At 64.8% G+C, this 24220-nt stretch carries 21 protein-coding genes; 11 read left to right on the forward strand and 10 right to left on the reverse strand.

Translation table 11 applies throughout. The features are described from left to right. The first annotated feature begins 16 nt into the window (after nucleotides 1-16). From LT988_RS08375 to LT988_RS08405, 7 genes are all read left to right on the forward strand, one after another. Nucleotides 17-1807, forward strand: a complete 1791-nt coding sequence (locus LT988_RS08375; RefSeq protein WP_232409717.1) for a DUF1538 domain-containing protein — start codon at nucleotides 17-19, stop codon at nucleotides 1805-1807. Continuing rightward, nucleotides 1804-2178 carry a P-II family nitrogen regulator gene (locus LT988_RS08380; protein ID WP_232409718.1) on the forward strand — a complete coding sequence of 125 codons (375 nt, stop codon included), beginning with the start codon at nucleotides 1804-1806 and terminating at the stop codon, nucleotides 2176-2178. Before LT988_RS08375 ends, LT988_RS08380 begins: the two co-directional genes overlap by 4 nt. Further along, entirely contained in the window at nucleotides 2175-2567 is a 393-nt protein-coding gene (locus tag LT988_RS08385; protein WP_232409719.1) for a hypothetical protein, read from the forward strand. Before LT988_RS08380 ends, LT988_RS08385 begins: the two co-directional genes overlap by 4 nt. 6 nt (nucleotides 2568-2573) lie before the next feature. Continuing rightward, a complete protein-coding gene (locus LT988_RS08390; protein WP_232409720.1) occupies nucleotides 2574-4250 on the forward strand; it encodes a SulP family inorganic anion transporter in 1677 nt (558 codons plus the stop codon). Nucleotides 4251-4334: 84 nt separating this feature from the next. Further along, entirely contained in the window at nucleotides 4335-5171 is an 837-nt protein-coding gene (locus LT988_RS08395; RefSeq protein WP_232409721.1) for a DUF2092 domain-containing protein, read from the forward strand. Between the two features lie 563 nt (nucleotides 5172-5734). Further along, a complete protein-coding gene (locus tag LT988_RS08400) occupies nucleotides 5735-6493 on the forward strand; it encodes a hypothetical protein (RefSeq protein WP_232410682.1) in 759 nt (252 codons plus the stop codon). After that, on the forward strand, nucleotides 6382-6681 hold the full coding sequence (locus tag LT988_RS08405; RefSeq protein WP_232410540.1) for a hypothetical protein: 300 nt from the start codon (nucleotides 6382-6384) through the stop codon (nucleotides 6679-6681). The genes LT988_RS08400 and LT988_RS08405 overlap by 112 nt, the downstream gene beginning before the upstream one ends. 103 nt (nucleotides 6682-6784) lie before the next feature. Here LT988_RS08405 and gshA read toward each other — a convergent pair whose 3' ends face one another. The 6 genes from gshA to rluD form a co-directional block, all read right to left on the reverse strand. Beyond that, nucleotides 6785-8443 carry a glutamate--cysteine ligase gene (gene gshA, locus LT988_RS08410; RefSeq protein WP_232409722.1) on the reverse strand — a complete coding sequence of 553 codons (1659 nt, stop codon included), beginning with the start codon at nucleotides 8441-8443 and terminating at the stop codon, nucleotides 6785-6787. A 216-nt stretch (nucleotides 8444-8659) separates the two neighbouring features. Then, nucleotides 8660-10759: a carboxy terminal-processing peptidase gene (locus tag LT988_RS08415; protein ID WP_232409723.1), complete on the reverse strand. Its 2100-nt coding sequence runs from the start codon at nucleotides 10757-10759 to the stop codon at nucleotides 8660-8662. Between the two features lie 232 nt (nucleotides 10760-10991). Continuing rightward, nucleotides 10992-11495 carry a peptide deformylase gene (def, locus tag LT988_RS08420; protein WP_232409724.1) on the reverse strand — a complete coding sequence of 168 codons (504 nt, stop codon included), beginning with the start codon at nucleotides 11493-11495 and terminating at the stop codon, nucleotides 10992-10994. Nucleotides 11496-11498: 3 nt separating this feature from the next. Continuing rightward, nucleotides 11499-12020: a glycine cleavage system protein R gene (locus tag LT988_RS08425; protein ID WP_232409725.1), complete on the reverse strand. Its 522-nt coding sequence runs from the start codon at nucleotides 12018-12020 to the stop codon at nucleotides 11499-11501. Nucleotide 12021: 1 nt separating this feature from the next. Continuing rightward, a complete protein-coding gene (gene pgeF, locus LT988_RS08430; RefSeq protein ID WP_232409726.1) occupies nucleotides 12022-12840 on the reverse strand; it encodes a peptidoglycan editing factor PgeF in 819 nt (272 codons plus the stop codon). 47 nt (nucleotides 12841-12887) lie between these two features. After that, nucleotides 12888-13835, reverse strand: a complete 948-nt coding sequence (gene rluD / locus LT988_RS08435; protein ID WP_232410541.1) for a 23S rRNA pseudouridine(1911/1915/1917) synthase RluD — start codon at nucleotides 13833-13835, stop codon at nucleotides 12888-12890. 144 nt (nucleotides 13836-13979) lie between these two features. Here rluD and LT988_RS08440 point away from each other — a divergent pair, with 144 nt between their 5' ends. Further along, on the forward strand, nucleotides 13980-14807 hold the full coding sequence (locus tag LT988_RS08440) for an outer membrane protein assembly factor BamD (protein WP_232409727.1): 828 nt from the start codon (nucleotides 13980-13982) through the stop codon (nucleotides 14805-14807). Nucleotides 14808-15029: 222 nt separating this feature from the next. Here the strand turns inward: LT988_RS08440 and LT988_RS08445 are convergent, their stop codons facing one another. From LT988_RS08445 to sucC, 4 genes are all read right to left on the reverse strand, one after another. Beyond that, a complete protein-coding gene (locus LT988_RS08445) occupies nucleotides 15030-15368 on the reverse strand; it encodes a P-II family nitrogen regulator (protein ID WP_093032757.1) in 339 nt (112 codons plus the stop codon). Between the two features lie 158 nt (nucleotides 15369-15526). Further along, a complete protein-coding gene (locus LT988_RS08450) occupies nucleotides 15527-17152 on the reverse strand; it encodes an NAD+ synthase (RefSeq protein WP_232409728.1) in 1626 nt (541 codons plus the stop codon). 139 nt (nucleotides 17153-17291) lie between these two features. Then, entirely contained in the window at nucleotides 17292-18164 is an 873-nt protein-coding gene (gene sucD / locus LT988_RS08455) for a succinate--CoA ligase subunit alpha (RefSeq protein ID WP_232409729.1), read from the reverse strand. Nucleotide 18165: 1 nt separating this feature from the next. Next, nucleotides 18166-19353, reverse strand: a complete 1188-nt coding sequence (gene sucC / locus LT988_RS08460) for an ADP-forming succinate--CoA ligase subunit beta (RefSeq protein WP_232409730.1) — start codon at nucleotides 19351-19353, stop codon at nucleotides 18166-18168. Between the two features lie 159 nt (nucleotides 19354-19512). Here sucC and LT988_RS08465 point away from each other — a divergent pair, with 159 nt between their 5' ends. The 3 genes from LT988_RS08465 (at nucleotide 19513) to argA (ending at nucleotide 24100) form a co-directional block, all read left to right on the forward strand. Further along, the gene (locus tag LT988_RS08465; protein ID WP_232409731.1) at nucleotides 19513-21159 is read left to right on the forward strand and encodes a sensor histidine kinase; all 1647 of its coding nucleotides are present in this window, start codon (nucleotides 19513-19515) and stop codon (nucleotides 21157-21159) included. 186 nt (nucleotides 21160-21345) lie between these two features. Then, nucleotides 21346-22698 carry a sigma-54-dependent transcriptional regulator gene (locus tag LT988_RS08470; protein WP_232409732.1) on the forward strand — a complete coding sequence of 451 codons (1353 nt, stop codon included), beginning with the start codon at nucleotides 21346-21348 and terminating at the stop codon, nucleotides 22696-22698. A gap of 28 nt (nucleotides 22699-22726) precedes the next feature. Continuing rightward, complete coding sequence (gene argA / locus LT988_RS08475; RefSeq protein ID WP_232409733.1) at nucleotides 22727-24100, forward strand: amino-acid N-acetyltransferase; 1374 nt, start codon at nucleotides 22727-22729, stop codon at nucleotides 24098-24100. Nucleotides 24101-24220: the final 120 nt, after the last annotated feature.

Consider the following 24220-nt stretch of genomic DNA (forward strand, 5'->3'; position numbering starts at 1 on the left):
TTCACGGGAAAACTGCATGAAACGCACGCTTAGATACGGAGACTATCTGCGAGCCGTCGGCGCCGGGCGGCGTGAGCTCAGCTACAACGCCATCCTGCCGACCCTGCACCGGGACGCGCAGGGGCGCCCGCTGCCGCCACCTACACCCAGCCCCATCCGTCTGCATCCCGACGAGGTCGCGGCGCTGTTGCGTCCCTATGTGTCGGTTCGTTTCATGGACCAGGTCAAGGCGGTGGTGCCGCTCGGGCTCTATCTCGCGCTGTTCCAGGTTCTGATCCTGCGCCAGCTGGTTGCGGACTCCTGGCTGATCAGCGCCGGCCTGTTCGCGGTGATCGTCGGGCTGATGTTCTTCATGGAGGGGCTGAAGCTCGGCCTGATGCCGTTCGGCGAGGTGATCGGGCATAGCCTGCCGCGCAAGTCGCCGCTTCCGCTGGTGCTCTTCATCACCCTGCTGCTCGGCATCGGCGTGACCTTCGCGGAGCCCGCCATCGGCGCGCTCCAAGCCGCGGGGCAGAACGTCTCGCCGGAGCGGGCACCCTATCTCTGGGTGCTGCTCAATCAGTGGTCGGGCGCGCTGGTACTGGTCATCGGCGCCAGCGTCGGTCTGGCGGCGGTGCTCGGCACGTTGCGCTTTCTGTATGGCTGGAGCCTGAAGCCGCTGATCTACGCCGCCCTGGTGCCGGTGATCGGACTGACCCTCTACGGCGCCGGCGACCCGGAGCTGGCCAAGGTGTTGGGGCTCGCTTGGGATGCCGGCGCCGTGACCACCGGGCCGGTCACGGTGCCGCTTGTGCTGGCGCTGGGCATTGGCATTGCGGCCGCCGCCGGCCGCGGGGATTCCGGTCTGTCCGGCTTCGGGATCGTGACCCTGGCGTCGCTGTTTCCCATCATCGGCGTGCTGCTGTTGACCTTCTACGTGGCCGGCACGGTCAGGCCCGCGGAGGTGCTCGCCGCCGCCACCGCCGCAGCGGCCATGCCGGCCGAGGCGCTCGCCTGGTATGAGCGCAGCCCAGGTGTCGAGATCGTCTTGGGGCTGCGCGCCATCCTGCCGCTGGTGATCTTCCTGTTCCTGATCCTGAAGCTGGTGCTGAAGGAGCCGTTGCCGCGCCCGCGGGAGATGTGGCTCGGCATCGGGCTGACGGTGCTCGGCATGTGCCTGTTCAACCTCGGGCTGACATACGGGCTGTCCATGCTCGGCGGGGGCGCCGGTGCCTTGGTGCCGGCCGCCTTCATGCAGGTGCCGGGCGCGGCGGGTTCGCCGCTGTACGTCTATGCGGTCGGGCTCACCCTGGCCCTGGTGTTCGCCTGGGTGCTCGGCTTCGGCGCCACCATCGCCGAGCCGGCCCTGAACGCACTCGGCGTCACCGCGGAGCAACTGACCAACGGCTTTTTCAAGAAGCGCACGCTGATCCTTGCGGTCTCGGTCGGCGTCGCCTGCGGCATTGCGCTCGGCCTGACCAAGCTGATCTTCGACCTGCCGCTGGCCTGGCTGGTGGTGCCGCCCTATCTGCTCGCCGCGGCCCTGACCGCGGTGTCCTCGGAGGAGTTCGTCAACGTCGCCTGGGACAGCGCCGGTGTCACCACCGGCCCCATCACGGTGCCGCTGGTGCTGGCGATGGGGCTCGGTTTCGGCAACGCGACCCAGGCCGTCGAGGGCTTCGGCATCCTCTGTCTGGCTTCCATCGGCCCGATCATCAGCGTGCTGTTGACGGGCCTTTGGGCGGGCATGCGGGCCAAGCTACAGGAGCGGGCCGCCCGGCATGCGCAGCCCATCCACCATGAGCAGGAGATTCAAACACAGGTATGAACGACAACAAGATCACCTATCTGATCGATGTAGCCATGATCACCTGCATCGTCTCGGCCGGGCGCGGCGACACCGTGATCAAGGCCGCACAGGCGATCGGGGCCACCGGCGCGCTGGTCTACCACGCCCGCGGCATCGGCCCACGGGAGCGGCTCGGACTGCTGGGCATCGCGATCGAGGCGGAGAAGGACGTCGTCAACGTCCTGGTCGCCAGCGATTACCAGGACGCGGTCTTCGAGGCGATCTACCGCGCCTCGGAGCTCAATGTGCCCGGTGCCGGCATGGCTTACATCACACCCATCGAGAGGTTGGCGACCTATATCCCACGCGAGATCCTGGAGCGCGTATCCGGCCAAGAGGATACGCCATGAGCGACCCGCAAACGCCGGCGCCCATCCCGGGCGCGGCCGCCAAGCTCATCTCCTGCATCCTGCCCGACGACGGTACCGAGCGGCGCTTGCTGGGCTGGCTGCGCGACCAACAGGGTATCCTGCGGGCGAACAGCGTCTATTGTCGCGGTCATTCGGTGCTGAAGCAGATCCCGGCGCGACGGGGCCGACTTCCCGAACCGTCGCTGATCCGCCTGGTCACGATCGTGGTGGCCGCGGACGAGGCCGATGCGCTGTTCGAGCGCGTCTATGAAGAGGCGGCGATCCATCGCCCGGAAGGTGGCTTGATGATGATGACGCCGCTCACCTTCGCCACCCCGTTTGCGCTCCCGGCGAGCATCGCCAATGAGACCGGAGAGCTTCAGGAGTAAATCCGCATGCGTTTTCCGATGCTCGACTGGCTCGCCGGCTACCAAAGGGGCTGGCTGCGTCTGGATCTGGTCGCCGGCCTGACCACCGCGGCAGTAGTCATCCCCAAGGCCATGGCCTATGCCACCATCGCCGGGCTGCCGGTGGAGGTCGGACTCTACACCGCCTTCGTCCCGATGGTGATCTACGCCATCCTCGGTACCTCGCGACCGCTCAGCGTCAGCACCACCACCACGCTGGCAATCCTGACCGGCGCGCAGCTCGCCCTGGTGGTGCCGAGTGGCGACCCGGCGGCGCTGCTGACCGCCGCCGCCACGCTCGCCTTCCTGGTCGGGGGCATGCTGATCCTGGCCGCGGTGCTGCGCCTGGGGGTGGTCGCCAGCTTCATCTCCGAGCCGGTGCTGACCGGCTTCAAGGCCGGTATCGGGCTGGTCATCATCCTCGATCAGGTGCCGAAGCTGCTGGGCATCCATTTCGAAAAGGGCAGCTTTGTCGAGAACCTGATCGCGCTCGTCCATCATCTGCCCGAGACATCGCTCGTCACGCTCATGGTCGGCGTGGCGATGCTGGCCGTTCTGGTCGGGCTCGAACGCTTCGCCCCGCGCGTGCCGGCACCGCTGGTGGCTGTCGCCGCCGGCATTGCCGCCTCGGGCCTATTCGCGCTCCAGGGCTATGGCGTGGAGACGGTCGGCCACATCCCACAGGGCCTGCCGTCGTTCAGCGCGCCGAGCCTCGATCTGATCGCGCAGCTCTGGCCCGGTGCGCTGGGCATCGCGCTGATGAGCTTCACCGAGTCCATCGCCTCGGCGCGGGCCTTCGCCGGCCGTGGCGAACCGCGCCCCCATCCGAACCGTGAGCTGGTCGCAACCGGCCTCGGCAATCTGGTCGGCGGTCTGTTCAGCGGCATGCCATCGGGCGGCGGCACCTCGCAGACGGCCGTGAACAGACTTGCCGGCGCTCGCACCCAGGTCGCCGGTCTGGTGACCGCCGCCGCGGCGGTGGCAACGCTGCTCCTGCTCGCGCCGCTCATGGGCCTAATGCCCCTGGCGACCCTGGCCGCGGTGGTCATCGTCTATTCCATTGGCCTGATCCAACCGGCGGAGTTCGTCGCCATCCTGCGTATCCGGCGCATGGAGTTTCTCTGGGCCTTGGCCGCCTTCGCGGGCGTGGTTCTGCTCGGGACACTGAAGGGGATACTGGTTGCGATCATTGTCTCCTTGGTAGCGATCGCCTATCAGGCGGCCAACCCACGACTCTATGTGCTCGGCCGCAAGCCCGGCACCGACGTCTTTCGACCGAGGTCGGACGCGCACCCGGAGGACGAGACCTTCCCCGGACTGCTGATGGTCCGGCCCGAGGGACGCCTGTTCTTCGCCAACGCCCAGCGCATCGGCGAGCAGATCTGGCCGCTGATCGACGCCGCCCAACCCAAGGCGGTAGCGATGGATTTCAGCGCCGTACCGGACATCGAGTACTCGGCGCTGAAGATGCTGATCGAGGGCGAGGAGCGGCTGCGCGAGCGCGGCAGCCTGCTCTGGCTGGTCGCCCTCAACCCGGAGGTGCTGGCCATGGTGCAACGCTCGTCGCTCGGCGAGATGCTCGGCCGCGAGCGGATGCTGTTCAATCTGCCGACGGCGGTCGAGCGCTATCTTGCTCAGACCGCTGTTCAGAATGGCCCAGACTGAGCCTACACTTGGAAGGAGGCGACAGAATACGTCGACCTCTTGAGGACTCTCAAATCACTGGAGATCGATTATGAATACGAACCGATGGGAAATTTCAGCGCGAAGAGGCGAATTGCAATGAAAACATCACGCATACTCATGAAGCCCTCTGTACCTCGTCTGTCGACGATGACGTTGTGCATGACCGTTGCGCTGGGAACATCGACTGGCGTGAGTGCCGATGAGGCAGATGCCAAGCGGCTACTCAAGGCCATGTCCGATTACTTGGTCGCACAGCAGGCGATCTCATTTGACTACGACGCCGTCCTCGAGGTGATCACCAAGGACGCGCAGAAACTCGCGCTGGCGAGCTCGGGTACCCTCGTCCTCGATCGGCCGGACAAGATCCTCGCGACACGCTCGGGCGGTTTTGCGGATGTCGAGATGTCTTTTGACGGCAAGACGCTGACTTTGCTTGGAAAAAACCTGAACATCTATGCGCAGCAGGCCGTCCCCGGCACGGTCGACCACCTGGTCGATGAGCTGCGCGAGCGCAACCGGCCCCTTCCTGCAGCGGATTTGCTGCTATCGGACCCCTACGAGGTACTGATGCAGGACGTTGTCGACATCAAGGACCTCGGCAGCGGCGTGATCGGTGGCGTCGAATGCGACTATCTCGCCTTCCGGGCGAAGGACGTAGATTGGCAGATCTGGATCGCTCAGGGGGATCGGCCTTATCCGTGCCGCTACGTCATCAGCTCCAAGGTCATCGATGGTGAGCCGCAGTACAGCATCCAGATCAGGGACTGGAAGGCGGGCGACGAGGTCGCGGCAACGGAGTTTACCTTCAAGAATCCAACGGATGCGAAAAAGGTGGACCTGGACAATCTCGAGGGTACCGATGAATTACCGAAACATTTCAAACTAGGAGCATCGCAATGAAGGTGTCACAACGACTTGGTGTTGTGCTGATTGCCGGGATTACCTCAATTGCCGCCGCTGGACTCGGAGAGCGGTTTTCGGTACCTGGTTTTCATGGCTTCATCCCGACGGCCGAAGCCAGAGTCGGCCGTCCACTCACACCGGTGAGCGTTGCCGGGGTCGGGCGTCGTACTGTGCGGCGCTGCGCAGTCGGCGTTTATAACTGTTAGGGCCGTAGGGGCGCAATTGGACGGTAGCCGTATTGAGCAGCATCTGTTCGCCAAGGAGCAGCGCGAACACGCGGGGTTGAGCATCTCCGACGCCTCGGCCCGGGCGGACCGAGCTGACGAGGGGCCATATCAAGCCCACCGATCGTGGGCTTGGGCAGAACAGACCGAGGGGATTTCGCCGAAGGCGGCGTCGTTACCGCCGAGCTTTCTCGTTGATCAAAACGCTCGCTTGACCATCGTCGACTCCAGAGGGGCAAGGTCATCACCCATCCTGTGTTTTCATGCCGCCTTCACCTGGGTGCGCTTTTTCTGTTGGCCGGATGCGCCTCGGCGTCGCTGGATCGCACGGATCTGATGCCCGCCCCGGCTGTCTTCGAAGCGGGGCGCATCGATCCGTTCGCCGAGTTGCCGTCGCAGGGGCGGAGACTCCAGAGCGAGATCCTGTTTGCAACCGATCGAGACCCGGCAACCGCCGACGACGTCGAGCGACACTGCGCGAATCGGCGCGGTTACCTCGTGCGCCTGGGCCGCGCCGACATCATCCACGGCGACGGCCGCCTGAGCTTTCAGGATGCGCGGCGGCTCTCCCTGCAGTCGGCGCGCACGATGCCTTATCGGGTGCAAGTCGGTGCCGTCGAGGAGATCGGAATCCTGCCCGACAGTGTCTCGCCGTTCACGGATCCGGCCCTCGTACCACAGGATCGAGACGCCGCCGCGGCGGCATTCGCCGCGGCGATCAGCGAGAAGCTTGCCAGCTCGAAGAGCCGCGACATCGTCGTCTACGTGCACGGGTTCAAGGTGCCTTTCGAGAACCCGCTGTTGGTGGCGATCGAGATGAAGGCGATCGAGGGCGGTGCAGATGCCGAGACCAGTCGACTGGCCGAGGTGATCCTGGTCGGCAGCGACTATGAGACACCGGGCTCTTCGGGGCCGCGGTCGCCAACGGCATCCTGGATGTGTCCGAGCGACTCACGGTCTACCTCTCCGGCATCGACGGCGCGCTGCGCTTCGCAAATCGCGTCTTCGGTCGCGAGCGCCTGGGGGAGATGCTGGACGCCGCCCTTCCGGAGCATGAGCGAACCCTATTGCTTGGCGCGGACGACCTGGTGCTGATCGACGTGACCGACGCGGAGAGCGCCGGCGCGCGAAACGGGCATTCCTATTTCCGCGATAGCCCGTGGGTGAGCAGCGATATCCTGGCAACACTCACCTACGGACTCGGACCTGCCGAACGCGGGCTGATTCGCCGCGATCCCGACGTACCATCTGGAGCTACCCTTCGGATTTCATCCAACGTCTGAGGGTTCAGCTCGCGGCCGAGTCCAACCGTCCAGCAGCGCTTTGACCGCGCCGAGCAACCCGGGCAGGGCGTGGAGTGCCGGGCTGGGCAAGTCGGAGAGTTTGCTAGAGACCCGCTGCCGTCTCGGCTGCAGTCGGCATACGAGAACCCGGCATGCCGCCCGATTCTGGGCTGTCGGTCGCTCGATCCCGGCTGAAATAGTCCGCGAGAAACTCATCGAAACCCCGATCGTCGACAGCCTCGATGGCCTGCTGTTGCGCGATCGACTCGCGCGCGAGCCGTTCGAGCAGTGCCTCGCGCTCGGGGTCGAGGCGGTGATGCCGGAAGGTCTCCCGATGAGACTCCGTAAGGCGTCGCGCGAAGGCGAAAAACCCTTCCTGCCGGTCCCTCATCGCCTCGAGGATTCGGGCCGACGGGGTCGCGTCCGGATCCTCGACCTTCTCGCGTTGCCGCGCGACGCTCCGCACATGAACACCATCCGACGCCCCGTCGAGGAGCTCCGCGACGGCGACCATGTCATCCAAGATCTCGCTCGCCCAGACACGCAAGGGCACTGCCGTGCGTTGACGCGAGAGCGCAAGTCCCGACTCGCGCCCACGATGGGCAGTGAGGACCTGATTCTCGTCGATCTCGCGCCGCTCACGCGCGCCGATGCGCGGGCTGTCCAAGACCAGGCAATAGAGCATCAGGGTTTCGAGCACGCGGATCTGCTCGGTTGTGATCCCGACCGGCTCGAAGATGTTGATGTCGGGCGATCGGAGCTCGACGTAGCGAATACCGCGGCGGCGCAGCGCCAGCGTCGGTCGCTCCATCCACTCCGTGATCTGCTTTGGACGCACCGTGCTGTAGTACTCGTTCTCGATCTGCAGCACGTTGGCATTGAGCTGCTCGTAACGATCGCCGACCTTCACGCCGATCTTCTCGTACTGCGGACAGGGGGTCTCGATCGCCCAGGTCAGGCTGCGCACATAGGAATCGAGGCTGTCGTAGCTCGCCTTCATCCCGGTGCCTTGTTCCTGTTGGTTTTGATACCCGATGTCGCCCATGCGCAGCGAGGTCGCATAGGGGTAATAGAGCGTATGGCGATCGAAGATCTGCAGATCGGTCTCGCGTCCCTGGACGAAGCTAGCACAGACCGCGGGGGATGCACCGAAGAGATAGGGCACGATCCAGCCGACACGCTGCAGGTTGCGGACCATCCCCATCTGCACCTCGGAGCGAAAGGCCACGACATCGCCCTCTACGCCCTGAATCGCCTTGTATACATCCAAAAAGTCTTCGGCAAACGAGAAGTTGAAATGCAGACCTGCGATCACCTGCATCGTGCGACCGTAGCGGTTGCCCAGCCCACGCCGATAGACCGTCTTCATGGTCGCGGCGTTTGACGTCCCGTATTGCGCCAGCGGGATGCCCGCACCGCCCTCGAGGACGCAGGGCATACTGGTCGCCCAGATCAGCTCGTCTCCGAGACTGTGATAGACATAGGCGTGGAGATCGGTAAGGAATCCCAGGACCTCCTCGACGCTGGAGGCCGGAGGCGTGATGAGCTCGAGCAGGGCCTCGGAGAAATCGGTCGTGATGTAGGGATGCGTCAACGCCGAGCCGAGCGCTCGCGGATGCGGCGACAGGGCAAGATGTCCGGCCGCCGAGGCACGCAGCCCCTCCTTCTCCAAGCCGATGCGATTGCCGCGCAGCCGCTCTGAAGCGCCGCCGGAACGCAGACGCTCGATCCGCGTTTCAAGATCCTTTCGAGACTGATTCAATGAATAACCCTTAAGTTCGGCAGTGTGCTGCGCCCAACCCTGGGTATGGCCGACGACCGGCTAAACCACGGCGAAAGGATGCGGCAGAGTCCCCGCGCGCCATCCGGGCGACAATAGTCGAGATTCGAAAACCTGAATCGCGTCCACTTCAACCCACGTCAATCTACGCGACGTTGATTCAACGTACCAACGGCGCATGTCATCGAGGGGCGCGATTCAGTCACGCATCACGGCGCGCGGTCGTTCGGTGCGATCGAGCAACACGGCATCGGCGAGGATACGGGCCGCCTCTTCGACCTGGATGCGCGCGATCGCCTCGCGTTGGGCGTCGAGCAGATCTTCGTCGACTTGCTCGTCGTCCTCGTCGACAGGCGCAATCCCGCGAGCACGCAGGTAAGCGTCCTGCTGCTCCTTGAAGACACTCCCGCGCCGCTTGTCCTCATCGCGACGCGCCTTCTCCTGGAGCGAGACTTGGGTCTGGGCCTCGACATCGCGCATCAGTTTGCTTCGCTCGACCAACATCGTGAAACCCGGATCCTTCGACACGCGCTCGGCGGACTGCAAGGCAAGGAGATCGACACTGACGGAACCCGCCTTTTGGTAATCGGCCGGTCGAATTCGGGTCCAAGGCAAGGCGTTGTCGAGTGAGCGCTCGCCGTGCTCGGCCATAAGCTCTGCAGTGGGGAACCGGATATCCGGCTCGACACCGCGCAGTTGCGTACTCCCGCCGCTGATGCGGAAGAACTCGGCCATCGTCAGACGCAAGCGCCCGAGGTTATTCTGTTCACCGGGGACGTATCGATTCAGATCGATCAGGGTCTGCACGGTGCCCTTACCGAAGGTCGGCTCGCCGATCACCAGACCCCGCCCGTAGTCCTGGATGGCACCGGCAAAGATCTCCGAAGCGGAGGCGCTGTCGCGGTCGACCAGGACGGCTAAGGGCCCGCGGTAGGCAAGGCCGGGTTCCGGATCCGTCTCGACCTCGATCTTGCCAAAGGCGTCCTTCACCTGAACGACTGGGCCGGTATCGATGAAGAGACCGGTCAGCGAGGTCGCCTCGGCCAACGAGCCACCGCCGTTCCCGCGCAGGTCGATCACGATGCCGTCGACACCCTTCAAGACCAGCTCGTCGATGAGCAGGCGGACATCCCGGGTCGTGCTGCGGAAGTCTCGATCGCCAGAGCCCTCGGCTTGAAAGTCCCGATAAAAGGCCGGGATCTCGATCACGCCGATCCGTATTCCCGGCGCGTTGCCGAGGTCATCGAGGACAACCGCCTTCGCGGCCTGGTCCTCGAGTTTGATCTCGTTGCGTACGATCGCGACCTCGCGCACACCGCCGTTGGTCGCGGCGGATTTCGGCAGCAGCTGCAGTCTCACGACCGAGCCCTTGGGTCCGCGAATCTTGTCGACGACGTCTTGGAGCCGCCAACCCACGACGTCCTCGATCGGGCCTTCGAGCCCTTGGGCGACACCGACGATCCGGTCGCCCGTCTGGACCTGACCGGACTCCCGGGCCGGACCGCCGGGAACCGTGCTCTGGATCACCGTATATTCATTGTCTGCGCGCAGCACCGCGCCGATGCCTTCAAGCGAGAGCTTCATGCTGATGTCGAAGTTCTCGGAGGTGCTGGGCGACATATAGCTCGTATGCGGCTCGAGCGTCTGGGTATAGGCGTTCATGAACGTCTGGAAGACGTCGTTACCGTCAAACTGATGAGTGCGCCGTACCAACCCTTGATACCGTTCGCTGAGCCGCTCGCGAATCTCCTCGTCCGTCTTGTCTGCCAGGCGCAGGGTGAGGAAGTCGTTCTTCACGCGCCGGCGCCAGATCTCGTCCAGCTCGGCGCTGTCCTTGGCCCAGGCCGCATCCGGGGAGTCGAGCGTGTAGGTCTCGTCGCGATCGAAATCGAAGGGACCCCTCAGAAGGCTCTCGGCATAGATGACCCGCTCGTCGACCCGCATCCGATAGACCCGAAAGACATCGAACGCGAGATCGAGCTCGCCGCGACGCAGCCCTTCATCCAAACGTTTGGCGCCGCCCTTGAAGCGCTCGACATCACGGGCCAGAAAGAACGAACGGCTTGGATCCAGCGCCTCGAGGTAGTTGTCGAGCACGGCTTGCGCAAACGCGGAGTCGATGTCGACCTTCTTGTAGTGAAAGCGCTCCAACACCTTGTTGATCACGACCGCCGACTTGGTCTGGGCAGGGCTCGGAAACAGCTCCGACAACGGGACCTGGCGAGGAGCGGCAAGGACAAGCGTCGCCGCCAGGAAGGCCGCGACGAATAAGATAAGGCGTGACAGGCGCGATCTCATAGGCATTTCTCGTAATCCATCTCTTTGGGGAGAGACAACGTTGGTCGGACGGGGTTTCTGGTCCATGCCGAAAATACCTGCATCCAACGCCGAACGGACGATTGCCCCAGAAGGGAATATGGGTCCGCAACCGCCTCTCTTCATGTGCGTTTAAACCGCGCCTCACGGGGATCAAGGATATCTCCGAAGCCAAATGCACGATGAAAACGACGCATATCGCTCTGGACGCGGTTTAGGTCTGGTAGACCTTACGCCGGTAGAGATCGGTGCGGCGGCTCACCACACGATCGACGAACAGCAGGCCGTCGAGGTGGTCCATTTCGTGCTGGACTGCCCGCGCCTCATATCCCTCCATCACGTACTCGCTCTCCCGACCATCGAGATCCTGAGCCTTTAAGCGGATGCCGGTGGCGCGGATGACGTTACCGGTGTAGTCCGGCACCGACAGGCAACCTTCGCGACCGATCGCGTAGCCCTCCCAATGGACGATCTCGGGATTCACCAGGATCAGATGGCCATGGTTCGGGGTCTTCGGGCGACCCGAAACATCGACGATGACGATGCGCTGAAAGCGCCCGACTTGCGGCGCAGCAATACCGACAGCGGCCGGACCGGCCAGACGGGTTTCTTCGAGATCCGCCACGAAACCACGCAGGTCATCGTCGAAACGCTCGACCGGCTCGGAGACCTGCTTCAGACGCGGATCGGGGAGCTTGAGGATATCGAGGATCGCCATGGCTCAGCCGATCAGCACATCGACGGGAGCGACATCGACGGAAACGCCCCGGTTGCTCAGTGCCGAAAGCGCCGTCTCCAGCGCTTCGATGGTGTGCTCGCAGTAACCCTGGATATTCATAATGTAGACAGGGTGTTGCGCATCTCCGGCGACATCGGACTCCAGCTCCAGGATGTTGAACCCCTGTTCGGCGAGAATCTCGGTTACATCGGCAACGATGCCGGCACGATCCGCCCCGAAGACCCGGACCTGAAGATTCGGCACCAGGTGCCGGTGCAGACCGCCCGGCACGGGATCCAGGTGGACACGCAGCCCCAGCTCCTCGGCCACCGGGTGCAAGGCCGCGAGCAACTCCTCGCAGGGGCGCTCGCCGCTTACCATCAGCATAATGGTGAAGTTGCCGCCGAGGCGGATCATGGACGCCTCGCCGAGGTTGCATCCGCAGGTATAGAGCGCGCGCGTGACACGCGAGACGATCCCCGGGCGGTCGGCTCCGACCAATGTCAGCATGTTCCAATCAGGCATCTTATGTGTCTCCCGCAGCGGCAGCGCCGTCGCCGGCAAGCCAGATCAGGCTCGCCATCCTCCCGGTGACGCCGTCGCGCCGATACGAAAAAAAACGTCGTGGATTCGAATGGGTACAGTAACCGCCTCCATGGACCGCTGTCACCCCGAGCCTCGCAAGCCGGCGTCGTGCCAGACCGGCGAGGTCGGCTAGGAAACGCCCGTTGTTCGACGCACGGAATGCATCGATCGACTCCGGATCCGCCTCGAGGAATCGCTCGCGCACCTCGGGGCCGACCTCGAAGGCATCCGGGCCGATCGCCGGGCCGAGCCAAACCAGGATGCGCTCGGACGGGATCCGTTCGGCCAGGGGACGCTCGGACGCACGAAGGGCGGACGACGCACATATGGCCGTGACCGCCCGCTCCAGGATGCCCGAGGCCAGACCGCGCCAGCCGGCGTGGACCGCCGCCACCCGGGTTCCCCGGTCATCGCACATCAGGACCGGCAGACAATCGGCCGTCATGACGACACAGACCACACCGGCCTCGCTGGTCACGGCCCCGTCGGCCTCGCAGCCTCCGCGCTTGCACGCATCGCTCGAGAGGGCCGCATCCTCGCCCGCGAGCCGGCAGCCGTGCACCTGTCGGAGCCAAAGCGGCTCGCTCGGGAGCTGCAGGTGTTCTCGCAGGATGGCGCGATTCCGGGCAACCCGCTCGGGCGCATCCCCGACATGATCCGCCAGGTTGAGGCTCGCATAGTCACCGGCTCCGACACCGCCCTCGCGCGTCGTTGAATAGGCCTTGACGCGAGCCGGCGCAGGCCAGTCGGGTACGATCATCTCCGGCAGGCTCCTCTCCGGCACAAGTCGCTCGGGTAACGTCCGGTTCAAGCGGACGCCTCGCCCCGAAACCGCTCGAGCAACTCGGCCAGATCAGCCGGCAGCGGGATCTCCCAGCTCATCGCCGTCCCGAGCGTCGGATGCTCCAAGCCCAGACGCAAGGCGTGCAGCGCCTGGCGCGGGAAGCCCTGGAGCGCCTCGACGAGACCTGCGGATGCCCCTTTGGGCGGCCGCGGCCGACCACCGTAGGCACGATCGCCGACCAACGGATGCTGCGTATGGGCCATGTGCACGCGAATCTGATGCGTCCGGCCGGTCTCGAGCTCGACGGCGAGCAGGCTGTGACCGGCGAATCGCTCCAAGACCCGGTAGCGGGTGATCGCAGGCCGCCCGTTGGCGACCACGGCCATGCGGGTGCGCTGTGTCGGATGACGCCCGACCGGAGCCTCGATCCGACCGCCGGCGACCACCTCACCGATGACCAGGGCACGATATTCACGGTGGACCTGCCGAGCCTGTAGCTGCTCGACCAAGGAGCGATGCGCCTCAAGCGTCTTGGCCACCACCAGGAGCCCGGTCGTGTCCTTGTCCAAGCGGTGCACGATGCCGGCCCGCGGCACGCGCGCCAGCCCCGGAGCATGATTGAGCAATGCGTTTTGCAAGGTCCCGTCGCGATGACCCGCCGCCGGGTGAACCACCAAACCCGCCGGCTTGTCGAGCACGAGGATCTGCTCGTCCTCGAAGACCGGATTCAGCGGGATCGCCTCCGGGAGACAATCGCCGACCGGCTCGATCGGCGCGTCGAGCTCGATGAGCTCACCGCCCCAGACTTTGTCGCGCGAGCGCCGCGCCACCCCGTCGACCAAAACCTGTCCGGACTCGATCCAAAGCTGCAACCGGCTGCGGGAGAGTTCCGGGATCAAGGTCGCCAACACCTGATCGAGCCGTCGGGCCGCCAGCTGCGGCTCGACCCGGATTCGGCGTTGGATGCGCATCGGACCCGAAGCGGCGGGCCGCGGGATGTCCGGCGTGGCTTGCGTCATGGCCGACTCACCCGTCCGCTGCCGGGATATCCCCGCGCGCGAGGAGTTTTGCCTTCGGGTATACTGCGCAGGGAAATCAACAGGTATCTCTGATTCATGCGAAGAACGTTAACACGACTTCCGGCGCTCGTGCTCGCCGTCGCGCTCGCCGGATGCGGCGTCTTCGGCAAAGAGATCGATCTCACCGAAAACTGGAGCGCAGCGAGACTCTACGCCGAGGCATCCTCCGAGCTGGATTCGAACAACTATGCCAAGGCGATCGAGTACTACGAGAAGCTGGAGGCTCGTTACCCGTTCGGGCGTTATGCGATGCAGTCGCAGCTCGACATTGCCTACACGCATTACCGCGCGGACCAGCCCGAGGCCGCGATCGCCGCGGCGGATCGATTCATCAAGCTGTATCCTCAAAACCCTTACGTCGACTATGCCTACTACTTGAAGGGTTTGGTCAACTACAACCGCAGCGTCGGGTTTTTGGATCGGTATGTTCCGGTCGATGCCTCGCAGCGCGACCCGGGATCGGCGCTCGACGCCTTCGTGGATTTCTCGGTCTTGGTCGAGCGCTTCCCCGACAGCCGCTACGCCGAGGATGCCCGTCAGCGCATGCTCTATCTGCGCAACAATCTCGCAAAGCACGAGGTCAATGTCGCACGCTACTATATGCGGCGCGGCGCTTACCTCGCTGCAGCGAACCGTGCGAACTACGTGATCGAGCGGTTTCAGCGGACAAGTGCCGTTGAAAGCGCCCTCGTGGTCTTGATCGACGCCTACACGGCGCTCGGAAAAAAGGAGCTAGCGGCCGACGCGAAGCGTGTTCTCGACTTGAATCGGGAGGCGGGTCGTTTCATCTCCGACGAGCCGGATCCCGGCGAGGTCAGTCTCGCGCGCAAGGTCTGGGACTATCTCAGCCTGGACGAGAATTGACGTCGAGACACGGAGACACCGCTTGACGCAACGACAGGGCAGTACGCCGGGCCTCACTCTCCTCAAATCACGCCTGGAGAGGAGACGATAGCGACCACGCCGGAACGAGGCGTCAGCCGGGCCTTGACCTGAGGCCGATCAACACCCCGGCGTACGCGGGGCGTGCAATGCGGCGATCACCCGCACGCGCTCGGTGTACAACCCCGAGCGAGATGCCTCGACTCAGACTGCGGCCTCGTTCTCTTCACCGGTCCGGATACGCACCACATGCGTCACATCCGAGACGAAGATCTTGCCGTCGCCGATCTTACCGGTCCGAGCAGCGGTCGTGATGGCGCTGATACAGGTCTCCACCAGGTCATCGGTGAGCACCAGCTCGATCTTGACCTTCGGGAGGAAGTCCACGACATACTCGGCGCCCCGGTAGAGTTCGGTGTGCCCCTTCTGGCGTCCGAAACCCTTGACCTCGATCGCGGTCATGCCGGTGATGCCCGCGGCGGAGAGCGCCTCGCGGACGTCGTCCAGTTTGAATGGCTTAATGATGGCTTCAACCTTCTTCATGACGCTCTCCATTGTGGGAACCGGCTACCGAAGCCGTTGAGTATAAGTTCCGCGCATGCCGTTGAACAGCGAACGGCTTGAACCCTGACCGAGACAAGGACCGCCGACGAGGGATGCGCGATGCACTGGAACACAAAAGACTTCGCCCGAAGCGCACTCTAGAACCCGCTCGTGATCGGATAACGGCGATCGCGGCCGAACGCCCGAGTGGAGATCCGCACGCCGGGCGGGGCTTGGCGGCGTTTGTACTCGTTGCGATCGACCAACCGGGTAATCCGACGCACGATCTCGGCGGAATATCCGCGCGCGACGATGGCTTCGACACCTTCGTCCTCCTCGATATAGAGCCGCAGGATCGGATCCAAAACCTCGTAAGGAGGAAGACTATCCTGATCGGTCTGATCGGGCCGCAGCTCCGCGGAGGGCGCACGCGTCAACACACGCTCCGGAATCACCGGCGAACAGCGGTTGCGATAGCGCGCCAGTCGATACACCAAGAGCTTGGGCACGTCCTTGATGGGCGCGAAACCGCCGGCCATGTCGCCGTAAAGGGTCGCGTAACCCACAGCCATCTCGCTCTTGTTTCCTGTGGTCAGGAGGATGCGCCCGGTTTTGTTGCTGATGGCCATCAAGATGATACCGCGGCAGCGCGCCTGAATGTTCTCCTCGGTGACGTCCGCAGCCAGACCCTCGAAGGCCGGCTCGAGCATCGAAAGGAACGACCGGAAGGCCGGCTCGATCGAGATCAGCTGGGCCTTCACGCCGAGTGACTCCGCCTCCTCGAAGGCATCCGCGTTGCTCATCGGCGAGGTATAGCGCGACGGCATCAAGACGCCCTCCACCGCGTCGGCGCCCAACGCATCTACCGCAACGGCGAGCGTCAACGCCGAGTCGACACCGCCCGAGAGACCGAGCACCGCGCCGCTGAAACCGTTCTTGCGGACATAGTCGCGCACACCCAACACCAGGGCGCCGTAGACGCTCGCCTCCTCTTCCATCGCATCGTCGTCGAACGCCGACGTACTGCACTCGGGGGTGGAGCCGACGGGGCCCCCGTCGTCATCGAGGTCGAACGTGAGCAGGTCCTCCTCGAAGACCGCCGCGCGATGCAGGATCCGACCCGCACCATCCGCGACAAACGAGGCACCGTCGAAGACCAATTCATCCTGCCCCCCGACGAGGTTTGCATAGACGACCGGGATGGCGTGCTCGCTGGCCCGACGTGCGACCAGCGCCTCGCGCTCGGCACGCTTGCCGACATGAAACGGCGAGGCATTGATGTTGACCAGGATCTGCGCACCCGCCTCGACCGCCTGCCGTGTCGGATCTTCTTGCCAGATGTCTTCACACACGCTCAGGCCGATCCTCAATCCCAAATGCTCGAGCACCAAAGGGGTCGCGCCGGCTTGAAAGTAACGCTTCTCGTCGAAGACGCTGTAGTTGGGCAAATGCTGCTTCGCGTACTCGCCGATCACCTCGCCATCGCGCACCACGCCCGCAACATTGAACAAGCCACCGACGGCCCGCAGCGGATAACCCAACACCAGGGTGATGCCGCGACACTCGCCTCGGATCCGATCCAATGCACGCTCGACACGCTGCAGCAGCTCGGGACGCAGCAGGAGATCCTCGGGCGGATAACCGGTGAGGGTCAGCTCGGGAAAGACCAACAGATCGACGCCGTCCGCACGCGCAGAGGCCGCCTCTGCGACCACCCGATCGGCGTTGCCGACGACATCCCCGACGACGAGATTCAACTGCGCGATCCGGATACGACATCCCACGGCGGGATCCTCTTGGTGTGATGGGCAGTTTGTTTTGGCCCGCTATCGCCGGCCGCGGCCTCTACGCGAAAGGTGAAAGATGTAAGGTGGAAGGTGAAGGGCCAAAGGCTGATAGCTGGCGGCCATCATCGCCCCCTCGTCAACCGCCGAGAAGCTCCGCCAGTCGACTCCCCATCTCCGCGGGCGATCGCACGGTGACGGCACCCGCCCGCTCGAGGGCGGCATATTTGCCTTCGGCCGTTCCGCGCCCGCCCGTGACGATCGCGCCGGCATGCCCCATGCGCTTGCCGGCCGGCGCCGTGACCCCGGCGATGTAGGCAACCAGCGGCTTGGAGATTCGCTCGCGGATGACCTCGGCGGCCTCCTCCTCCCCACTTCCGCCGATCTCGCCGACCATGATGATCGCCTCGGTCTGCGGGTCCTGCTCGAAGAGATCGAGACAGGCGATGAAATCAAGCCCCTGGATCGGATCCCCGCCGATCCCGATGCAGGTGCTCTGCCCCAGCCCCGCTTGGGTCGTTTGCCAGACCGCCTCGTAGGTCAGGGTTCCCGAGCGCGAGACGATGCCGACCCGACCGGGCGCGTGGATGTTCCCCGGCATGATGCCGATCTTGCAGGCGCCCGGCGTGATGATGCCGGGACAGTTGGGACCGATCAGGACCGCCGGGCTGCCCGCGAGCGCGGCCTTGACCCGCACCATATCCAGAACGGGGATCCCCTCGGTGATACACACGATGACGTGAATCCCTGCGTCCGCAGCCTCCAGGATCGCATCCGCGGCATAAGCTGCGGGGACGTAGATCATGGTGGCATCCGCGCCTGTATCGCGAACCGCCTGATGCACGGTATCGAAGACCGGCCGATCGAGATGGCGCTGCCCCCCCTTGCCGGGGGTCACACCGCCGACGAGGTTTGTGCCGTAAGCAATCGCCTGCTCGCTGTGGAAGGTGCCTTGCTTACCCGTGAAGCCCTGACAGATGACCCGTGTATTGCTGTCGACGAGAACGCTCATCTCAAACCCCTCCGGCGACGGCCGGTCGACCGGCCGCTGCGTCCACGACCCGCCGGGCCGCCTCGCCGAGACCTGCCATCGTCTCGACCGCCAACCCGCTGCGTGCGAGCATCTCCAGGCCCTGCGCCGCATTGGTACCCTCCAGGCGCACCACCACCGGGACCGAGACCTGAACCTCCCGCACTGCGGCGATGATACCCTCGGCGATCAGGTCGCAACGCACGATGCCGCCGAAGATATTCACCAACACCGCGCGGACGTTGGCGTCGGACAGGATCAGTTTGAACGCCTCGGCGACGCGCGCTGCGGTGGCGCCGCCGCCGACATCGAGAAAATTGGCCGGCGCGCCGCCGTGCAGCTGCACCAGGTCCATGGTTGCCATGGCAAGCCCGGCCCCATTGACCATGCACCCGATGTTGCCGCTGAGGCTGATATAGCTCAGCTCGTGCCGCTTTGCGGCCAACTCGCGCGGGTCCTCTTGACCGGGGTCGCGAAGCGCCTCGAGCTCCGGGTGTCGATAGAGAGCGTTGTCGTCCAGGTTGATCTTGGCATCCAACGCGATCAGCTCGCCGCGGTCGTCGACGACCAGCGGGTTGACCTCCACGAGACTCGCGTCCTTCTCGACGAAGAGTCGATAGAGACCATCCATCAGCAGCCCGAGCGACTTGATCTGAGCGGCCTCCAAGCCGAGTCCGAACCCCAAACGGCGCACCTGATAGGGTTGCAGCCCGACCGCCGGATGCACGCGCACCCGCAGCAACAGCTCCGGCGTTTCGGCCGCGACACGCTCGATATCCATCCCGCCGGCTGCCGAGGCGACGAAGAGAACACGCTGGGTCTCGCGTTCGAGAAGTAGTCCGAGATAGATCTCGCGGACAATCGCCATCGGCCGCTCGATCAGGAGCGTGTCGACCGGCAAGCCGTCCGGCGCGCTCTGTCCCGTAACGAGACGCGTGCCGAGCAAACGCCGCGCGGCATTCTCGACGGCGGACGGACTCTCGGCCATGACCACGCCCCCGGCCTTGCCGCGTCCGCCCGCATGGACCTGCGCCTTCACGACCCAACGTTCGCCGCCGAGCGCGCCGCAGGCCGCCACGGCCTCCTCGACCGTGCTCGCCGTTAAGCCGTCCGGGATGTGGATCCGGTGCTCTTTGAACAGCCGTTTCGCCTGGTATTCGTGTAGATTCATGGTGTGCTCGCCGTCGCGGTGTGCCGAATCCCGAAGCGCCGCGACCAGATGGCCGCGCCTCCGGCATTCTGGTCTAATCCGCGGCAGATTGGCAAAGGCGCATTCATCCCCCGCACGCAATGCGCTGCCCGACGGCCTGTCCGAGCGCGAGACCACTCAATGACGCATCACCCAGAACCCGCGACGGGCCACCCGAGCCCGGCAACGCCGCCCGAGAGCACGCCACAACCCAGGGCGCCCGGCCATTCCCAGTCGAGCTGGCTTGCGCTGCGCTGGCTGTTTCTGTTTCGGCTCGTGGTGCTGATCGGACTCATCCTGCTCTTTTCGCCCTCGGCGATGGACCCACTCATAACGCCCGCCAACGCCGCTCTGGCCTGGAACGTCCTGATCCTCTACGCCATCCTGGTGCTGCTGAGCGGCCTGACCCTCTACGCGCATTGGCCCAGCCGCGGGAGCCAGGTCCACCTCGCCATCTATATCGACATCATCGCCTTCACGCTCGTGATGCATGCCGCGGGCGGCGCCGCAAGCGGTCTCGGGATCCTCATCGGGGTGTCCGTGGCGGCCGGAGCACTTCTGATGGAGGGACGCCTGGCACTTCTCTTTGCGTCCTTCGCCTCCCTTGCCGTGCTCACCGAGCAGATCTACTCGGACCTCTCCGGGGGCGTCGCGACATCGAGCTATACCCAGGCCGGCCTCCTCGGCAGCATCTTCTTCGCGGTCGCATTGCTGGCGCATGTGCTCTATCGCAGGGTGCGCGAGGCCGAGGCCATGGCGGCGCGACGCACGGTCGATATCGCCAATCTCACCAAGCTCAACGCCTTCATCATCGCAAACCTCGAGACCGGCATCCTCGCGGTCGACGGCGAACGTCACCTACGCCTGAAGAACAAGGCCGCCCTGGGTCTTCTCGACGTCGATGCGGCCGCCCCCGGCAGCTCGCTCGGCGATTTCTCCCCGGAGGTCGCCGAATGGCTCGAGACTCAGGTCAAGAACCCGGCGCCCCAGGGCACCATCATGCGCGTCGGCGAGCGCGAGCTGCGTGCGACCCTCAAGCTCCTCGGTGATTATCGGGCCTCCGGCGCCTTGATCTATCTGCGCGACAATCAGGAACTCACTCGCGAGGCCCAACAACTCAAGCTCGCCGCACTCGGCACCCTCACCGCCAGCATCGCCCACAACATCCGCAACCCGTTGAGCGCCATCACCCATGCGAGCCAACTCTTCGCAGACGGCAAGGACCTGCCGGAAGACGATCGCCACCTACTCGAGATCATCCAGCGCAACAGCGCGCGCATCGACGAGACGGTGCGCAGCGTGCTCCAGCTTTCGCGTCGCGATCGGATGGATCCGGTGTCGCTCGATACGGCACTCTGGATCGAGGAGTTCGCCCAAGAGTTTCGCGAGACCCACCGACTTGCGCCGGAACGCCTCGCTCTCGAGATCACCTTTTCGCCCGATCCGGTGGAGGTGGATCCGCGTCATCTGCACCAGATCATCTCCAACCTGTGCGAAAACGCTTTGATTCACGGCGGATACGGCAGTGAGCCGCCGCGGATCAAGATCCGCCTCCTTCCGAGCGGCGAGACCGCCGGGCGGCCTCTGATCGAGATCGCCGACGAGGGGCCCGGAATCGACGCCAAGACCGCGCGCGACATCTTCAATCCATTCTTCACCACCAAGACCAGCGGCACAGGCCTCGGTCTCTATATTGCCCGGGAATTGGCGCAGACCAACGGCATCCATCTCACCTACGAGCCCGCTGATCCGCACGGCAGCCGATTCAGGCTCCATTTCGATGGTTGACGGGTGCCCATGACCCTTTCGACGGGGTGACACGGCTTCTGTCGGGCCCGGCCACGCGCTATGCTTGGGGAACACACCCGGGACAGGGCAACACACGACAACGCTGTTCTGAACGCGGGTATGGAACGCATCGGGAGTGCAGGCTCCGAACCCAACCACCTTGACCACACCGAGGGAGCTGGCCTAATGACGAAGGCTCAAGCGCTGGTCGTCGACGACGAGTCCGATATCCTCGACCTCTTGAAGATCACGCTCGGGCGAATGGACATTCGGGCATTGACCGCCATGACGGTCATCGACGCCAAGCACCAGCTCGAACGCAACCGCTTCGACCTCTGCCTGACCGACATGAGCCTCCCGGACGGAAACGGCATCGATCTGATCCGCCATATCTCCGAGCACTATCCCGACCTCCCGGTCGCGATGATCACCGCCCACGGCAACATGGAATCGGCGGTCGCCGCCATGAAGGCCGGGGCCTTCGACTTTGTCCCCAAACCGGTGGATCTGCAGCTGCTGCGCCAGCTCGTCGGCTCGGCGCTGCGGCTGCGCGAGACCGCGGCGACCGGCGGGGAAAGCCGCGGCGCCGGCGGGGCAAACCTGATCGGAGACTCGCGCGCGATGGAGCAGATCCGCCAGATGATCGGCAAGCTCGCGCGTAACCAGGCCCCGGTCTTCATCACCGGCGAGAGCGGCACGGGCAAGGAGCTCGCGGCTCGACTCATTCACGGCCAAGGCCCGCGTGCCGCCGGGCCCTTCGTCGCCGTGAACTGCGGGGCCATTCCGCAGGACTTGGTCGAAAGCGAGCTCTTCGGTCACAAGAAGGGCAGCTTCACCGGCGCCGTGAGCGACAAGGAGGGGCTGTTTCAAGCCGCCTCGGGCGGCACCTTGTTTCTCGACGAGGTCGCGGATCTGCCGCTCCCGGCGCAGGTGAAACTCTTACGGGCCGTGCAGGAGAAGAGCGTGCGTCCGGTCGGCGCTCAACAGGAGGTCGCCGTCGACGCACGGATCATCAGCGCCAGTCATCGCGATCTCAACCTGGAGGTCGACAAGGGACACTTCAGGCAAGATCTGTTTTATCGCATCAACGTCATCGAGCTGCGCATGCCCGCGCTGCGCGAGCGCCCCCGCGACATCCCCGCTCTGGCGGAACGGATGCTGTTGCGAATCGCTCGGCATCATAAGGGCCAGCCCGCCATGACCCTGTCGGAGGACGCCGTCGACGCCTTGATGGACTACGGCTTTCCGGGCAACGTGCGCGAGCTCGAAAACATCCTGGAGCGCGCGACCGCACTCTGCGAAGGATCGGTCATCGAGGTCGGGGATCTCTATCTGCCGCAGGCCGACGGCCCGGCGCCACCCGCCCGCGCACAGATCGACGACAGTGTTCCGCTGGAGGATTATCTCGGCGAGATCGAGAAGAAGGCGATCCTCGACGCCCTCGACGAGACGCGTTGGAACCGCACCGCCGCGGCAAAGAAACTGGGGATGACCCTGAGATCACTGCGTTATCGTCTCGCCAAGCTCGGCATCGAATAGCCGATCGCATGCCGCGAGCGGACCGAACATGACACCCTCCGATTTCGACCCGAAACACCCCGACCCGGCCCACGACCCCTTCGTGGACTGGGTGCGCCAGGCCACACCCTACATCCACGCGCATCGCGGTCGCACCTTCGTGATTGTCTTCGGCGGCGAGGCGGTCGCGGATCCGCGCTTCCCGGATTTGGTCCACGATATCGCCCTGCTGCACGGGCTCGGCATTCGGCTGGTCCTGGTCCACGGCGCGCGCCCCCAGATCGAGGCACGCCTCGCCGGTCGCGGTGCACAGCTGCGCTACGTCAACGGGCTGCGCATCACGGATCAGACCGCGCTGGCCTGTGTGAAGGAGGCCGCCGGGGTGGTCCGGGTCGAGATCGAGGCACTGCTCTCGCTCGGGCTCGCCAACTCGCCGATGGCGGGCGTGCGCATCCCCGTCGTCTCGGGAAACTTCGTCACGGCGCGACCTCTGGGCGTGATCGACGGGGTCGACTACGCCCATACCGGGGCGGTGAGACGGATCGACCGTCAGACGCTGCGTGCGGTCCTCGACCAGGGCGCGGTCGCACTGATGCCGCCGCTGGGTTATTCGCCGACCGGCGAGGTCTTCAATCTCAGCTCGGCGGACGTCGCGCGCGGCGCAGCCGTCGCGCTCGGTGCCGACAAGCTGATCTTTCTCACCGAGGATCCTGCAGGGGATGCCTCCCTGGAAGGCGAGATGCGGGACCTATCTCAGGATGTGCTCGGGCCCAACCTCCTGGCCCGCGACATCGACGCCCTGCTCGCCGCCTCGAGCGAGATCCCCGAGGACGTCGCCCAGTGCCTGCGCGCAGGCGCCGAGGCTTGCCGCAACGGCATCCGCCGCGTACATCTCGTGCGACGGCGGCGCGGGGGTGCGCTGCTGCGCGAGCTCCTCACACCCGACGGCAGCGGCACCCTGATCTCCGCAGAACCCTACGAGGAGCTGCGCCCGGCGCGTATCGACGATGTCACGGGGATCCTCGAGCTGCTCCGTCCGCTGGAAGAGCGCGGCGTGCTGGTTCGGCGCTCGCGCGAGCGCTTGGAGACCGAGATCGACCGTTTCTTTCTGACCGAGCGCGACGGATTGATCACGGCCTGCGCGGCGCTCTATCCTTATCCGACCGCAGGGATGGCGGAGTTGGCCTGCGTCGCCGTCCATCCGGATTATCGAGCGAGCGGACGCGGCGATCGACTGCTCGCACATATGGAAAACATCGCCCGCGCCGGCGGCATCGCGTCCCTGTTCGTCCTCACCACCCAAACCGCACATTGGTTTCGAGAGCGCGGGTTCGAGCCGGGATCGCTCGGCGCCTTGCCGATGGAGCGGCAAGCCCTGTACAACTTCCAGCGGAGCTCGCAGGTCTACATCAAGACCCTTTAAATCGCGTCCACCACCAGATGCGCGGCTTCGATATCGGCTCGGCCGTCGAGCGCGTCTCGATGCGCTTGACCCAACGCGATTTCGATTTCCGAGGATATTCCATTTTCCAGACTTCGGCTG

This window comes from Thiocapsa bogorovii (assembly GCF_021228795.1).
In the GTDB taxonomy this organism is placed as follows: Bacteria; Pseudomonadota; Gammaproteobacteria; order Chromatiales; family Chromatiaceae; genus Thiocapsa; species Thiocapsa bogorovii.

Excerpts from the sequence above, each read along its gene's own strand:
- LT988_RS08465 (WP_232409731.1), top strand. The coding sequence starts at position 19,513 with ATGACGCATCACCCAGAACCCGCGACGGGCCACCCGAGCCCGGCAACG.
- LT988_RS08445 (WP_093032757.1), bottom strand. The coding sequence starts at position 15,368 with ATGAAGAAGGTTGAAGCCATCATTAAGCCATTCAAACTGGACGACGTC.
- def (WP_232409724.1), bottom strand. The coding sequence starts at position 11,495 with ATGGCGATCCTCGATATCCTCAAGCTCCCCGATCCGCGTCTGAAGCAG.
- LT988_RS08395 (WP_232409721.1), top strand. The coding sequence starts at position 4,335 with ATGGGAAATTTCAGCGCGAAGAGGCGAATTGCAATGAAAACATCACGC.
- sucC (WP_232409730.1), bottom strand. The coding sequence starts at position 19,353 with ATGAATCTACACGAATACCAGGCGAAACGGCTGTTCAAAGAGCACCGG.
- LT988_RS08385 (WP_232409719.1), top strand. The coding sequence starts at position 2,175 with ATGAGCGACCCGCAAACGCCGGCGCCCATCCCGGGCGCGGCCGCCAAG.
- LT988_RS08425 (WP_232409725.1), bottom strand. The coding sequence starts at position 12,020 with ATGCCTGATTGGAACATGCTGACATTGGTCGGAGCCGACCGCCCGGGG.
- LT988_RS08390 (WP_232409720.1), top strand. The coding sequence starts at position 2,574 with ATGCGTTTTCCGATGCTCGACTGGCTCGCCGGCTACCAAAGGGGCTGG.
- sucD (WP_232409729.1), bottom strand. The coding sequence starts at position 18,164 with ATGAGCGTTCTCGTCGACAGCAATACACGGGTCATCTGTCAGGGCTTC.
- argA (WP_232409733.1), top strand. The coding sequence starts at position 22,727 with ATGACACCCTCCGATTTCGACCCGAAACACCCCGACCCGGCCCACGAC.
- pgeF (WP_232409726.1), bottom strand. The coding sequence starts at position 12,840 with ATGATCGTACCCGACTGGCCTGCGCCGGCTCGCGTCAAGGCCTATTCA.
- LT988_RS08400 (WP_232410682.1), top strand. The coding sequence starts at position 5,735 with ATGCCCGCCCCGGCTGTCTTCGAAGCGGGGCGCATCGATCCGTTCGCC.
- LT988_RS08470 (WP_232409732.1), top strand. The coding sequence starts at position 21,346 with ATGACGAAGGCTCAAGCGCTGGTCGTCGACGACGAGTCCGATATCCTC.
- LT988_RS08375 (WP_232409717.1), top strand. The coding sequence starts at position 17 with ATGAAACGCACGCTTAGATACGGAGACTATCTGCGAGCCGTCGGCGCC.
- LT988_RS08415 (WP_232409723.1), bottom strand. The coding sequence starts at position 10,759 with ATGAGATCGCGCCTGTCACGCCTTATCTTATTCGTCGCGGCCTTCCTG.
- rluD (WP_232410541.1), bottom strand. The coding sequence starts at position 13,835 with ATGCGCATCCAACGCCGAATCCGGGTCGAGCCGCAGCTGGCGGCCCGA.
- LT988_RS08440 (WP_232409727.1), top strand. The coding sequence starts at position 13,980 with ATGCGAAGAACGTTAACACGACTTCCGGCGCTCGTGCTCGCCGTCGCG.
- LT988_RS08380 (WP_232409718.1), top strand. The coding sequence starts at position 1,804 with ATGAACGACAACAAGATCACCTATCTGATCGATGTAGCCATGATCACC.